Genomic DNA, 14,514 nt, shown 5'->3' with positions numbered 1-14,514 from the left:
CCATCTATCTTATTATCATAAATATTCGATTCCAATCATCGTTAATCCCTGTGCCGGTGCCGTTGGTCCTGCAGCACTTCTTTCCTTTGCCGCAAGAATTGTATTTATCTCTTCCGGCTCTATCATTCCCATGCCTGCCTGAAGCAGGGTTCCTGCAATAATCCGGACCATATTATAAAGGAATCCATTTCCAGTAACACGGATTGTAATGATATCCTCCTGCCTGCTTACCGTCAGCTCATAAATGGTACGAACCGTTGTTTCAACCACTGCCGCTGTAGCACAGAAGCTTTTAAAATCATGTTCTCCCCTTAAATATTCTGCCGCCTGCTGCATCTTCTCTAAATCCAGCTTGCGGTAACAGAAATATGTGTTATTCCGATACATCGGAAGCGGAAACTCCCGGTTTAAAATCCGGTATTCATAGGTTTTCCGGCTGTCACAGTGTCTCGGATGAAAATCAGCTGGTACTTCCTCTGATTTCTGCACTACGATGTCTTCTGGAAGCCGCTGATTCAGGGCATAAGAAATCTTTTCTGCCGGAATGCGGCTTTTTGTATCAAATACTGCAACATTCCCCATAGAATGTACACCTGCATCCGTCCGGGATGCTCCGGTCACAACAATCTTTTCCCCTAAGAGACTGCTTAAAGTGCGGTTTAGCACGCCTTCTATTGTCTCTCCGTTGGGCTGCACCTGCCAGCCGTGATAATTCGTACCGTCATAGGCTACAATTAGCTTCACCCGTTTCAGTCGGTTTGGGGCAGATGGAGTTTTCTGCTCTTCTACCTCTTCTATGTTCACAACCGGATTTATCTCTGTACTCATAATGGAAATGCTCCCGGAAGTATACCGGCTGCCATACCAGACAATACGTTAATCCAGAGGATGCGAAGTCCGATGACTGCCGCAAGATAGACCAGTAAAGTCAGATAAGCCATGCGGTCACGTTTCTGGTAATGAAGCGGTTTCATCTTGGTTCTGCCTTCCCCACCACGATAACAGCGGGCTTCCATTGCCATTGCCAGATCATTGGCACGGCGGAATGCAGATACAAATAGCGGCACCAGAAGTGGAACCATGTTTTTGGCTTTCTGAATCAGATTTCCATGTTCAAAATCTGCTCCTCTTGCCATCTGTGCTTTCATGATTTTATCCGTTTCTTCAATCAGAATCGGGATAAATCGAAGTGCAATTGACATCATCATTGCAATTTCATGCACCGGTACTTTTATATATTTTAATGGAGATAACGCTTTTTCCAGACCATCTGTCAACTCGTTTGGTGTTGTGGTAAGTGTCATCAGCGAGGTTCCGATAATTAAGAAAATCAGACGAACCATCATGACAACAGCATTTTTCAATCCCTCATAAGTAATGGTAAAAATCCAGAAGGAAACCAGCTTTGTTCCCGGTGTCAAAAACAAATTAAATACCGCTGCAAATAACATAATCAGTACAATGGTTTTCAATCCTTTAACCATATAGGAAAATGGCACCTTTGACAGCTTAATTAATACTACCAGAAAGATTGCTGCCAGTATAAATGCCGGAAGTCCCTTAAATACAAACAGGGAAATAATATAAATCAGTGTTCCAAATAATTTCACCCTCGGATCCAGCTTATGAATAACGGAATCTGCCGGATAATATTGTCCTAATGTAATATCTCTTAACATACTGTTCCATCCTGTCTCTTTGTTATTACACGCAGGATTTCATCCCGTGCCTCGTCTACTGTAGTTGCATCTGTGCTTACCGGGAAGCCTTCTTCCTTCAATTCATGCATCAGATAAGTTACCTGTGGTGCCGCAAGTCCGATTGCTTCCAGTTCTTTATAGTGGCGGAATACTTTCTTTGGAACATCATCAAACATCACCTGTCCCTGATTCATTACAATAATTCTTCCCACATATTTAGCCACATCTTCCATGCTGTGTGAAACAAGAATGATGGTAATTCCACGTTCTTTATGCATTGCTGCAAGCAAATCTAAGATTTCATCACGACCCTTCGGATCAAGTCCTGCTGTCGGTTCATCTAAAATCAGTACTTCCGGGCGCATGGCAAGCACTCCTGCGATTGCCACCCGGCGTTTCTGTCCACCGGATAAATCAAAGGGTGACTGATAATATAATTCTTCCGGAAGTCCTACACTCCGCAGTGCTTCAAATGCCCGAAGTCCTGCCTCTTCCTTGGTCAGTCCCTGGTTCTTTGGTCCAAAGGATACATCATCAAAAATAGTAGTTTCAAAAAGCTGATGCTCCGGATACTGAAAGACAAGTCCCACTTTACTACGCAGGGCTTTCATATCAAAGTCCTCTTCGTAAATATCCTGTCCATTATAATAAATGCCGCCGCTGGTAGCTTTTACCAGTCCGTTCAAGTGTTGAATTAGGGTGGATTTACCGGAACCGGTATGTCCGATGATACCGATAAATTCTCCATCTTCTATTTTCAGATTAACATCCTTTAAGGCATGTATCTCATAGGCAGTGCCTGAGCTGTAAACATAATTTAATTCATTTATTAGGATTGACATAGCTTTTTCAACGCCTCCGTCAGTTCTTCTCTGGTCAGGATTCCATCCGGTATATCCAGTCCCGCTTTCTTAAGTTCATATGCCAAAAGCGTAATCTGCGGTACATCCAGACGATATTCCTTCAACCGTTCCACCTGGGAAAAGATGCTGCGCGGTGTTCCCTGCATCACAACTTTTCCTGCATCCATAACATAAACATGGTCAGCATCAACTACTTCTTCCATATAATGTGTAATCAGAATGATGGTCACACCTTTTTTCCGGTTCAGTTCATGGACAGCCTCTAATACTTCTTTTCTTCCAACCGGGTCTAACATAGCTGTCGGCTCGTCCAGAACAATACACTCCGGCTGCATTGCCATAACTCCGGCAATTGCCACACGCTGCTTCTGTCCGCCAGATAATTTATTTGGGGAATGCTCTCTGTATTTTAACATGCCAACCGCTTTTAAACTTTCTTCCACGCGCTGCCAGATTTCATCTGTCGGCACACCTATATTTTCCGGACCAAATCCGACATCCTCTTCAACCACGCTTGCAATAATCTGGTTGTCCGGATTCTGGAATACCATTCCGGCACGCTGTCTGATATCCCAGATGTTCTTCTCTTCTGTGGTATCAAATCCATCTACCCAGAGACTTCCTTCGGTCGGCTCCAGAATTGCATTGATATGTTTGGCAAGTGTTGATTTTCCGGAGCCATTATGTCCCAGCACTGCAATAAAATCGCCTTTTTTCACATCCAGGCTTACTTTATCAAGTGCAGTCTGTATAGACTCCACATTGCCTTCCTCATCACGTCTAATATATTCATGTACCAAATCTTTTGCTTTGATGATGCCCATAATTTACCTTTCTACCAGTGTAATCTATGCAGTTCACCCGCCAGACGCATATGGTCAAAATTGTTCTGGCGCAGTGCTTCATATAATACAATTGCTGCTGAATTGGATAAATTCAAGGAACGGGTATCTCCGATCATCGGAATCCGGATACACTCATCCGGATGCTGCACCAGAATCTCTTCCGGTATACCCGCACTTTCTTTTCCAAACATAATATAACAGTCCGGCTCATAATTTACTTCCGTATAAACATGGCGCCCCTTGGTGGTTGCCATATAAATCTTTGCACCCGGATTCTTCTCTAAGAAGTCCTCATAATTGACATATCTTGTCACATCCAGCTGGTCCCAGTAATCCATTCCTGCCCGCTTGATTGCTTTCTCTGTCAGATGGAAGCCCAGCGGCTCAATCAGATGCAGTCTGGTTCCGGTTGCTACACAGGTTCTTCCGATATTTCCGGTATTATAAGGAATCTCCGGCTCATAAAGTACGATATTAAGCTTCGCCATTGTTCCCGCCTCGCAATCCTGTTATGTAATGCTCCATACGGTCTAATGCCTCTTTCAGATTATCCAGGGAATAAGCATAGGAAATACGGATAAATCCTTCTCCGCAGTCACCAAATGCAGTTCCCGGAACAACCGCTACCTTCTCTGTCTTTAAGAGATTGGTGGCAAATTCTTCAGAAGTCATTCCAAATTCTTTGATACATGGAAAACAGTAAAAGGCTCCATATGGTTCAAAACACTCCAGGCCCATTTCTTCAAAACGGTGCATCAGATATCTTCTTCTGCCATTATATTCTTCCCGCATTCTCTGGACATCTTCATCCCCTGCTCGGAGTGCATCCACTGCTGCATACTGTGAGGTAGTCGGTGCACACATAATTGCATACTGATGAATCTTTAACATCTGGTCTAAGATGATTCTCGGTCCGCAGGCATAGCCCAGACGCCATCCGGTCATCGCATGGGATTTGGAAAATCCATTGATAACAATGGTACGCTCCTTCATGCCCGGAAGGGATGCAATAGAAATATGCTTCTCGGTATAAGTCAGTGCAGAATAAATCTCGTCACTGATGACAAAGAGGTCATGCTTCTTTACTACCTCTGCCACTGCTTCTAAATCTTTTTTCTCCATAATTGCTCCGGTCGGATTATTCGGGAAAGGCATAACAAGAAGCTTGGTCTTTGGTGTAATTGCCGCTTCTAATTCTTCTGCAGTCAGACGGAAATCGTTTTCTGCCTTAAGATTAATCGGCACCGGCACACCATTGGCAAGCACGGCACATGGCAGATATGATACATAACTTGGCATCGGGATTAATACTTCATCGCCCGGGTCAAGCATGGCACGCATGGCAATATCAATTGCCTCGCTTCCGCCCACGGTTACTACGATTTCATGCTGATAATCATACTGCAAGTCATAATTACGGAATAAGTATTTTGCAATTTCTATTTTTAATTCTTTTAATCCGGCATTGGAAGTATAGAAGGTACGTCCCTTCTCTAAGGAATAAATTCCCTCATCCCGGATATGCCATGGAGTATCAAAATCCGGCTCGCCTACTCCTAAGGAAATAGCATCTTCCATCTCATTTACAATATCAAAAAATTTCCGGATTCCAGATGGCTGTATCGTTACGATTGTTTTTGATAATGGATTTCTCATGGTATCATCTGTATCCTTTCATCTTTTGATTTTGCTGCCATAATGGTTCCGTGGTCTTTGTATTTCTTTAAGATAAAGTTGGTCTGTGTGCTTAATACAGAATCCAGTGCAGAAAGCTTCTCAGATACGAACTGGGATACTTCACGCAGGCTCTTTCCCTCGATGGTCACCAAAAGGTCAAAGCTTCCTGAAATCAGATATACAGAATTTACTTCCGGATAATTATAAATACGCTCTGCTACTTTATCAAATCCCATACCACGCTGCGGAGTAACCCGTACTTCAATTAATGCGGATACTTTTTCTACGCCGGCTTTATCCCAGTTAATCAAGGTATGATAGCCACAGATGATATTTTCTTTCTCCATTGCTTCTAATTCATTCATAACGACTGCTTCTTCTACGCCCAATACAACAGCCAGCTCTTTTAAATCGATTCTGCTGTTCTTCTCTATAAAGGTTAAAATCTTCTCTCTCATGCTTCAATTCCTCCAATTGATTTCTGATTTACTACTGAATTACTTTATATAATTCATCCGTCTTCGGTGGTTCTAAAAATCTGTGTTCGTCCTCATTCATAAGCACGCGGTCATTTCCCGCAGTTGCTTTTCCGATTACCGTTGCTTCAATACCATTTTCCTTTAATCTTCTGATCAGCTCATTTCCATCAGCTGCTGCCATCAGCATACAGCCGCTGGAGATCAGTTCATAGGGATTGATATGGAAAAACTCACAGACTTCTACTGTCTCCTGCCGAAGCGGAATCTTCTTTAAGTCGATTTCCAGTCCGACGCCGGATGCTTCTGCCATCTCCCAGAGTGCTCCGAATATACCGCCCTCTGTTACATCATGCATTGCTCCCACGCCAGACTTCACGGCGGTGGCGGCCTCCGGCATTACAGATAAATACCGGTCAAGTGCCTGTGCCTGTTCTACAAAATGCCTAGAAAAATGAGTACAGAGTTCTTCTTCCTTTTCATGGGCAATAATAGCTGTTCCCTCTAAGCCAATCCACTTAGTGGCAATGATGTCCATGCCCGGTTTTGCTCCTCCGGTAGAAATGAGTCCGTTCTTCTTTACCTTCCCTACACCGCATACAGTAACCAGTGGCTGATTTACCACCCTGGTAATCTCGGTATGTCCGCCCATAATCTGAACGGACACCGCCGCGGCAGCCTCTTCCAGCTCCTGCATCAGTTGTTTCAAAAGGCTTTCTTCCGTGTGCTCCGGCAGCAATATGGTTAACATAACTCCAATTGGTTCTGCTCCGGCACTTGCCAGGTCATTAGTAGTAATGAGAATTGCCAGCTTTCCGATTTCATGGATTGTTCCTGTAATCGGATCCGTAGACATTACAAACATCTCATCCGGGGCAAGGGTAAGGGCAGCACAGTCTTCTCCCACGCCTGCACCTAACACAACTTCCTTTCTCTTCGTATGCAATTGTCTGATTACGGAGCGTTTTAATACGCTTTCCGGCACTTTTCCTATCTTCATAGATTCTTCTTCCCATTTTTACAGCATAAGGCTGTCTCATAGCCGAGGCAGCCTTTCTTGCTTCTTATTTACGCGGATGGCGATAAAAATCGCATGCCTGCATCATCTTTCACCGTTTTACTGGGTGGTTGCAGCTCCATCTCCGGTTCCTGTATCCGGTGTCGTCGGTGTTGTTGGTGTTGTTGGTGTTGTTGGTGTAGTCGGTGTCGTCGGTGTTGTTGGTGCGGCAGGTGCATCAGCCGGTGGCTCTACTCCACCGGAAGCCGCCTGTTGCTGCTGCTGTGCTGCAGCTTCTGCCGCTCTTGCTGCTACCGCATCTGAGCACCAGGTTGCTGCTGCAGAACGGATAACTGCTTCATCCTGCGTTGCAATCGCTGCATTCATTGCTCCAATTGCCTCTTCATTATCAGAGCCCATACCAACAGAAATAATTCTAGGTGTTGCTTTATATTTACTGGTATTAAATACCTCTCTGCTTTCTTCTACGCCATCTACGGTAACAATCTTCCAGAGTTTTGCCGATTTACCGATGTGTGCTTTCTGAACGGTTACAGTTCCAATCGGGTCTTCGGTAGTCTGCACCTGAATAGTCGGCTCTTCTTCACTGACCGTTTCACTGACAAAGCTTACCTGACGGTCAGCCGGTCTTGTCTCCTGACCAAATACGTTGAAATATACAATACCGCCGCTGCAGTATCCTTCAATATAAATCGGAGCCTCCTGATTATTCTTGAATTTCAAATCCTTTAAATTGCTGGCAATCGCTGCATCCATAGATGGCTGTACATATGTTACCAGCATGGAATGTGCATAACGCTCGGTAATATCCAGTTCTGCACGGATAACTGCATTATAAAGCGTTGTGGAAACCTGACATACCCCACCACCATAAGATTCTACGGTTGTACCATTCTCATATGCACCTGCCAGTTCATATCCACCGGAAGCGTCCAGTGGTGCAATAGCTTCATACACAGAAAATTCCTCTCCCGGGTAAAGTACGGTTCCATCGATTTTACTTACTGCATTTTTTACATTTGCCACACGACCGGCAGAAGAATCACTGAAGTCGGTAGAGAAAGAGCCCAGTAAATCCTTTACCTTGGAAAGTTCTTCTGCAGTTCCTTCCGGCTCTACCACATTTGCTACCAGACTGATGGCTGCGTCTCCGCCCTTCCATTCTTCGGTAAAATATTTCTGTAAACTTTCTACAGAAGCATCCTCATCTACTTCGATACCTTCCTGTCCGTCGATGATTTTAAATTCACCATCCTCACGTGTAAGGCCATTGTTGACCGCTTCCTGATTCAGCTCTTTGGCATGATTTTCCAGAAAACTTTTTGCGGTATCTGTATCTACGGTATATATAATATCAAATACTTTATTTTCCTTTTCCAGATCTTTCTTCGCTTTGTAACGCTCCAGGAGATTTCCCGTACGGGTATAATTCATTGCTTCTTTTACAATATCCTTATTGCTCCAGCTCAGTCCCAGATCAGAAGGGCTTGCCTTTACGCTGTTTTCTGCAGCAGACAGTTCAAAGGTTGCATCCTCATAAGCAGATACTGCTGCTTCTACAGCTGCCTCTGCATCTGATTCACTCATTCCGCCTACAGACACATCCCCGATATATACGTTCTGTGGAATCACTTCTGCATTTTCATCCGCTTTCACAATTGCGGTTGCTGATACACCCGCTGTTACTGCGAGTACCAGTCCCAGAATCGGAAGCACTAATTTTATTTTTTTCATATTCTTCCTCTCAATCTCTTAAACCCTCAAGACATTTTAAAGCTTTTTATTCACCAGATTACACTGTGAAAGTTTTGCTAACACTCATTTTATCATATAACTTTGCATTTTCAAGCGTCATAACTACTAATATATTTGACAGAAATACGCGATTTCTGTATATTATGACATGATGAATGCATAAAAAATTCTAGGAAAAAATAGTGATGCAAAGGGATAATACCATTGCTGCAACGAGAATAATTGCGATAAATCCTGCGAAATATTTTTTCCCTTTTGAATTTTTAAAATTAATCATTTCATTCACCTCATATTTATTTTTATACTACTATACTTTCGAAAGGAGCAAACTATGTTTCCTATCATACTCATATGCTTTATCATTTTTGTTGTTTTTCTAAACTCCAGAAAGCGTCAGATTACCAAACAGGAACAGGAAATTACCGAGCAGTTCTGGGCCCGTGAAAATAAAGCCAACGCCACCCGCCGCCGCAGTCTTGACAACCTTCCTTATATTACTATTCCGGAAGAACTGCTGACTCCCCCGGCACAGGCATCTGAAGATGTCCTCACCCTTTATGAAACACTTCGTCAGCTGTCTGCTAAAAAAATCGTTAATCTGAATGGCAAAACCAATACCGATTTAAAATTAGCTTACGGTGCTGCCAGCCTTGCAGCTCTGACCGAGTTTGATGAAAATTATAATACTTTAATCTGTACCATTGCAAAACTTGGCAAACTGCTCTGTGACCAGTCTGAAGCAAAAGCCGCCATCGATATTCTGCTCTTTGGCATCCGCTGCGGCAGCGATATTACAGATAATTATACGTTGTTAGTTCCTCTTTTAAAAGAAACAAACGACTGCAGTTCACTGACCGAAGTATATCAGAAGCTTGCCGCACTGCCGGAAGGCTCCAGAAAACGTATCAAAGAAAAACTTTCCTAATCTTTCGGGCATCTTCCATACTGTGAAATCAACTTATCCATAAGACGCGATGCTTCGCTTCTGGTCAGTTGTTCCCAGACAATGTCAAGTTCTATTTTATGATAATCCGCCAGTTCCTTCAAGTGAATTTTTTGAATTTTCGTTGCAGGAGTCTGGCGTTTTGTTTTATATATCAAATCTTTCGGTTCAAATACTTCCGGATTTGTTTCTCCATATGTCTTTTGTAAATACTGATAAAGTTCATGGGTTGCCAGTGCATCATAGATTGCCCGGTGCTCCCGCTCCCGCTCAATATCAAGGTAATCGCAGAGACATTCCAAAGACTTTTTTTCCGGACGCAGCATACATTTGCGTGCTGCTTTCAACGTATCTACTGCTTTTTTTTCAAACGGCACTTTCTCATTGACTGCCTGCTGCTTTAAGAAGCTGTAGTCAAATATGATATTGTGTCCCACCAGAATATCATCTCCGATAAATTCTGCTGTCTTATGAAATGCTGCTGCCGGACTTAATCCTTCCTTTACCATCTCATCGGTAATTCCGGTAAGTTCTATTATTTCCTGCGTAATTTTCCTGCCGGGATTCACAAAAATGTCCATGGTATCCGTCACTTCGCTATTTCTTATTTTTGCCGCTCCCACCTCAAGGATGGCATCATTTTTCGGATGAAGTCCCGTCATTTCAAGGTCAATTACTGTATAATCCTGTGGTATCATTTCCGCTTATCCTCTGCTTTACACAAATCCTGTAAGAAACATTCGCTGCACTTTGGTCCTCTTGCAAAACAGATATTTCTTCCGAATGTTATAATCTGGATGTTATATAAAATCCAGTGATCCTTCGGTAATACTTTCATCAGATCATATTCTACTTTTACCGGATCATCCTCTTTTGTAAATCCAAGGCGTTTGGAAATACGTTTTACATGGGTATCTACTACGATACTTGGGTCATGGTAAATATTTCCCCGGATGACATTTGCAGTCTTTCGTCCAACTCCTGCAAGGGAAGTAAGTTCTTCCAATGTAGACGGAACTTCTCCATGATATTCCCGAACCAGCGTCCTCGCACAGGATATGATATTCTTCGCCTTATTGTGATAAAATCCGGTGGAACGGATGTCCTCCTCTAATTCCGCCAGATCTGCATTGGCAAATTTCTCTAAGGTGTCATATTTTTTAAACAATGTTTCTGTCACAATATTTACCCTGGCATCGGTACACTGCGCACTTAAGATTACTGCTATCAGAAGCTGCCAAGGTGTCTCATGATTCAGATAACAGATGTATTCAGTACCATAGGTTTCATCTAATCTTTTTAATATTTCTACCGTTCTTTTTGTCACTTTGTCTCTCCCTCCCACTGAATTTTCGTAACTTCCGCCTGATTTGTCAGCGGATTTCTGTTTTCATAATCAAATTTCAGATAGTATGGTCCGCATTTTCTGCCAAATGTATCTTCTTCGAAGCTATAGTCAAAGCATTCGATATGCGCAAGGCTTCCCTTCGGGCAATATGCTCTTGTCACATCTTTCCACTGCGCATAATCCTTTGCCCATTTCGGACGGCTCTTGGCATTTTCCCTGCTGTAAATATCATAAGTTGCCGCCTGATAGAACACTTCCATGTCAGCCACCCCAAGGCTTTCTACATATTCTAAGAGAATCTCGCTTCGCCGCATTCTGGTATGGCTCATGGCAAGGTAGCCATGTTCCTCATAGAAATGTCCCAGATTTTCAAACATATGATAAGCACTTTCGTGTATCGTCTCTAGCAGCCGGATGCTCACCGGAAACTGTGTGCTGTTATAATATACCTCAAGCATTTCTTCTGCCAGCTTTATGTTACAGATATCTTCATAGGAAAGCCACTTCGTCCGAAGCACCTCATAAGGTGGTTTTGCCCGGTATACTGCCTCATACTCTTCTGCATGTTCATACATATAAGAGCCTTTTAAAACCTTTAAGAAACCAAGCTGCAGCTGCTCCGGTTTCCATTCATAAATATCATCAAAGGAATGGGTAAATGTTTCATAATCTTCAAAAGGCAGTCCTGCGATTAAATCCAGGTGCTGATGAATGTTTCCTGCCTTCTGGACTTTTTTCATCATCTGGTGCACATCTTTTAAATCCATATGGCGGTGGATTTCCCGGATTGTTTCATCATGGGTGGACTGTACCCCGATTTCCAACTGTATCAGGCCCGGACGCATCTTTGCAATTAAGTCTGCTTCCTCATCCGTCAGCAAATCCGCTGCAATTTCAAAATGAAAATTCGTGATTCCATTATCATGTTCTAAAATATACTGCCAGATTGCCATGGCATGCTTTTTGTCACAATTAAAAGTACGGTCAACAAATTTAACCTGTTTTACCTTCTGGTCTAAGAAAAACTGTAACTCTCTTTTTACGATTTCCACATCCCGGAACCGAAGTATCTTCTCTACCGAGGACAGGCAATAGCTGCAACGGAACGGACAGCCCCTGCTGGATTCATAATAGATAATCCGGTGGGAAAAATCCTCCGACAAATCATAGCAGAAGGGAATCGTATTCATATCAAGAATTTCCTGTGGCACATGAATCTGCACATTTCCAGCTTCATCAAAAAGGGCTATGCCCTTCATCTCCTCCAAACTGCCTTCTTCCTTCACATAATACCTGCAAAGCTCCGAGAAAGTTTTCTCCCCTTCGCCGATTATGACACCGGTAATAAACGGATGCTCTTTTAAGAACGCCTCCACTTCATAGGAAACCTCCGGGCCTCCTACCCAGATTGGAACCTTGGGACAAAGTTTATGAAATTCCTCTGCCACTTCTAAAATAATGGAAATGTTCCAGATATAGCAGGAAAAGCAGATTACATCCGGCTTTTTCAGATAAATCTCCCTTAAAATATATTCTGTCCGGTTATTAATGGTGTATTCTGCCAGTACTATATTTTCTTTTAATTCTCTGGCATATGCCCGCAGGCTGTAAACCGCAAGATTCGAATGAATATACTTTGCATTTACTGCCGTGAGTAATATTTTCTTCATGATTTCTTCCTCTTTTATTTCTATTCTGGGAAATTCATATTGGCAACATATCGTTCCTCAAAGTCCGCCTGTTCTGCAAGATTGATTGATTCACATTTTCTTATCATTTCTTCCGTGCGGCTCCTGTTTTCTTCCGAACTTCCATAGGCGATACAGCCCTGCAGAGATGTATTTCCGACTGCTTTTGTACACTTCTCTAATTCCGCCGGAAGCAGTCCAATGCCTGCTGCTATATGCACATCCAGATATACCCCAAAGCCTCCTGCCAAATATACTTTTTTTATCTCTCCCATGGAAATGCCTGCCTGCTCTAACAGTAATTCGATTCCGCTGTGAATTGCCGCTTTGGCAAGCTGCACCTCTCTGATATCCTGCTGGGTAAAAGTAATCTGTCTTCCATCCTTCATCCGTGCCAGCGGAAACCCTTCTTCCCTGTATTTTTCCTTCATCTGACCGGATGCATCTATGATATGATTTTCATAAAGTCCTGCCACCAGCTCTAACACGCCGGTTCCACAGATTCCCGTTGCCGGTGCGTTTCCAATCGTTCCGATAATTGCCCGCTCTCCAATGACACGCACCTTGCTGATTGCTCCGGTCACACTGGCAACACCGCATGAAATATTGCCACCTTCTAACGCCGGTCCTGCCGGTGCCGAGGTGGCAATCATCTTATCCTCTAATGCCAGCACCATTTCTCCATTCGTTCCCAAATCCAAAAGCAGGGATGGCTTTTCTTCTCCATCCATTCCGCACGCCAGCATGCCAGCTGCAATATCTGCACCAACAAATGCTGAAATTCCAGGCAGTAACGTCACCGGCATATCCGAAAGACTGTCCTTTCGTTCTGCGAGACTGACCGGAGTAAACGGCGCCTTACCAAGTCCCTCACAGGAATCTCCCATATAAAGATGTTCCATAGTGGTATTTCCTGCGATATAAATATGCTCCATTACAATATCTTTCTGTTTCTTCTGTATCTCTTCTGACAGGCTAAAAATATCCTGCCGGATTAATGTCTTTAATTTTTCACCCGCTCCAGCTACAGATGCCTTAATTCTGCTTAATACATCCTGTCCAAATATACGCTGGCTGTTGCCGCAGCCTGCTGTAGCAAGCACCGCTCCCGTCTCCTTATCTACCAGCGCCGCTGCTATGGTAGTCGTTCCAATATCCACTGCAAGAAATGCTTTCCTCGTTTGTCGTTTTGCTTCCCGTGCCCTGTCTTCTGTTATATTTATTTTTTCTACTCCTGCAATCTGGGTTAATTCTTCTCTTCCTTCTTCCCAGCCAAAGGCGGAAATTATAATATCTTCTTCCGGTTTCGGATAGCGTTTACAGGAATTCACCCATGCACCGTCTATCTCTACTTTACATTTCCCACAGGTGCCGTTTCCACCACATGCCATAGGAACCTTATAATCTTTCCGAAGCAGTGCCTGTGCGATGCTTTCTCCCGGCTGCATAATAATGTCCTGATGTAGTTGTCCAATTCGAAGTTTCAGCATTGTGGTCACTGCCTCCTTTCCTTGTGGCTATTATACCCCCCGCCCTTGCTACTTAACAAGGGGAAAATACAAATACCGCCGGCAGCTGTGCTCCCAACGCAGCTGCCGGCGGTATTTTCACGCCCTTATATTTATAATATAAACCTTATTATTACATCTACTCCGCCAACCAGAAGAAGAATTCCTCCAATCAGATATACCTTTGTCTTCTGTTCATAGCCGAAATGATATCCAACATAAGCACCACCGACTACACAGACAACAGTAAGTATGATTCCAACCAGTATTAATGACAGTAGGCTTGTTCCCAGAAAGCCAAATGCTGCACCGGTCAGGAATGTATAAAATGATGTTACAGCACAAATCCGTACGAATTTATGTACGCCAAGGTTCTCTTCCCGGCGTTCATCAATCCGGTCATTCTTCCAGGCTTTAATCAAAAGCCGGATTCCCAGACACAGGAATACTGCCACTGAGATCACTTCACCTAATATAACCTGTGATTCTTTAATATCATATTTACACAGGAGGTCGGCTCCAAGATTTCCAAGATATAAAACAATTACCTGCCATACGGATACCAGTAATGTCACCAGCACAAGCTGTTTGGTACGAATCCTAGCTAACATTGCTCCCTGACATTCTACTGAAGCAAATACATCCATGGAAAGTCCGCATACAATTATTAATGTTTCTATCCAGTTCATCTTC

15 protein-coding genes are annotated in these 14,514 nt (G+C 43.3%); 1 reads left to right on the top strand and 14 read right to left on the bottom strand.

All coding sequences use genetic code 11. The features are described 5' to 3' along the window. Positions 1-15 precede the first annotated feature (15 nt). The 9 genes from truA to DWW33_RS08965 all read right to left on the bottom strand — a co-directional run bounded on the left by truA (position 16) and on the right by DWW33_RS08965 (position 8,313). Entirely contained in the window at positions 16-753 is a 738-nt protein-coding gene (truA, locus tag DWW33_RS09005; RefSeq protein ID WP_118639406.1) for a tRNA pseudouridine(38-40) synthase TruA, read from the bottom strand. Positions 754-824: 71 nt separating this feature from the next. Continuing rightward, positions 825-1,679 carry an energy-coupling factor transporter transmembrane component T family protein gene (locus DWW33_RS09000; RefSeq protein WP_117947109.1) on the bottom strand — a complete coding sequence of 285 codons (855 nt, stop codon included), beginning with the start codon at positions 1,677-1,679 and terminating at the stop codon, positions 825-827. Next, a complete protein-coding gene (locus DWW33_RS08995; RefSeq protein WP_022242741.1) occupies positions 1,673-2,542 on the bottom strand; it encodes an energy-coupling factor transporter ATPase in 870 nt (289 codons plus the stop codon). Before DWW33_RS08995 ends, DWW33_RS09000 begins: the two co-directional genes overlap by 7 nt. Next, a complete protein-coding gene (locus DWW33_RS08990; protein ID WP_117841650.1) occupies positions 2,530-3,387 on the bottom strand; it encodes an energy-coupling factor transporter ATPase in 858 nt (285 codons plus the stop codon). Before DWW33_RS08990 ends, DWW33_RS08995 begins: the two co-directional genes overlap by 13 nt. Positions 3,388-3,398: 11 nt before the next feature. Further along, a complete protein-coding gene (locus tag DWW33_RS08985; protein ID WP_118639315.1) occupies positions 3,399-3,896 on the bottom strand; it encodes a tRNA (cytidine(34)-2'-O)-methyltransferase in 498 nt (165 codons plus the stop codon). After that, positions 3,883-5,064, bottom strand: coding sequence for an aminotransferase class I/II-fold pyridoxal phosphate-dependent enzyme (locus DWW33_RS08980; RefSeq protein WP_118639314.1), 1,182 nt, complete (start codon positions 5,062-5,064; stop codon positions 3,883-3,885). The genes DWW33_RS08985 and DWW33_RS08980 overlap by 14 nt, the downstream gene beginning before the upstream one ends. After that, positions 5,061-5,543, bottom strand: a complete 483-nt coding sequence (locus tag DWW33_RS08975; RefSeq protein ID WP_118087815.1) for an Lrp/AsnC family transcriptional regulator — start codon at positions 5,541-5,543, stop codon at positions 5,061-5,063. Before DWW33_RS08975 ends, DWW33_RS08980 begins: the two co-directional genes overlap by 4 nt. 31 nt (positions 5,544-5,574) lie before the next feature. Further along, positions 5,575-6,561 carry an AIR synthase family protein gene (locus tag DWW33_RS08970; RefSeq protein ID WP_118639313.1) on the bottom strand — a complete coding sequence of 329 codons (987 nt, stop codon included), beginning with the start codon at positions 6,559-6,561 and terminating at the stop codon, positions 5,575-5,577. Between the two features lie 117 nt (positions 6,562-6,678). Then, positions 6,679-8,313, bottom strand: a complete 1,635-nt coding sequence (locus tag DWW33_RS08965) for a VanW family protein (protein WP_118639312.1) — start codon at positions 8,311-8,313, stop codon at positions 6,679-6,681. 352 nt (positions 8,314-8,665) lie between these two features. Between DWW33_RS08965 and DWW33_RS08960 the strand changes: the two genes are divergently transcribed. Next, on the top strand, positions 8,666-9,259 hold the full coding sequence (locus tag DWW33_RS08960) for a hypothetical protein (RefSeq protein WP_118639311.1): 594 nt from the start codon (positions 8,666-8,668) through the stop codon (positions 9,257-9,259). On the opposite strand, the gene DWW33_RS08955 is transcribed toward DWW33_RS08960, so the two are convergent. From DWW33_RS08955 to DWW33_RS08935, 5 genes are all read right to left on the bottom strand, one after another. Further along, entirely contained in the window at positions 9,256-9,975 is a 720-nt protein-coding gene (locus tag DWW33_RS08955; protein ID WP_118639310.1) for a 3'-5' exonuclease, read from the bottom strand. The two genes, DWW33_RS08960 and DWW33_RS08955, sit on opposite strands and share 4 nt — an antisense overlap. Beyond that, entirely contained in the window at positions 9,972-10,604 is a 633-nt protein-coding gene (gene nth / locus DWW33_RS08950; protein WP_118639309.1) for an endonuclease III, read from the bottom strand. Before nth ends, DWW33_RS08955 begins: the two co-directional genes overlap by 4 nt. After that, positions 10,601-12,295, bottom strand: coding sequence for a B12-binding domain-containing radical SAM protein (locus DWW33_RS08945; RefSeq protein WP_118639308.1), 1,695 nt, complete (start codon positions 12,293-12,295; stop codon positions 10,601-10,603). The genes nth and DWW33_RS08945 overlap by 4 nt, the downstream gene beginning before the upstream one ends. Before the next feature lie 20 nt (positions 12,296-12,315). After that, positions 12,316-13,803, bottom strand: a complete 1,488-nt coding sequence (locus DWW33_RS08940) for an ASKHA domain-containing protein (RefSeq protein WP_117696591.1) — start codon at positions 13,801-13,803, stop codon at positions 12,316-12,318. Between the two features lie 131 nt (positions 13,804-13,934). Then, positions 13,935-14,510 carry a manganese efflux pump MntP gene (locus tag DWW33_RS08935; protein WP_118639307.1) on the bottom strand — a complete coding sequence of 192 codons (576 nt, stop codon included), beginning with the start codon at positions 14,508-14,510 and terminating at the stop codon, positions 13,935-13,937. Positions 14,511-14,514 lie beyond the last annotated feature (4 nt).

The sequence above is a fragment of the Roseburia sp. AF15-21 genome, assembly GCF_003479505.1.
Lineage (GTDB): Bacteria > Bacillota > Clostridia > Lachnospirales > Lachnospiraceae > Roseburia_C > Roseburia_C amylophila.
The sequence above is the reverse complement of the archived record's forward strand: the minus strand, read 5'-3'. Positions and strand labels throughout refer to the sequence as shown.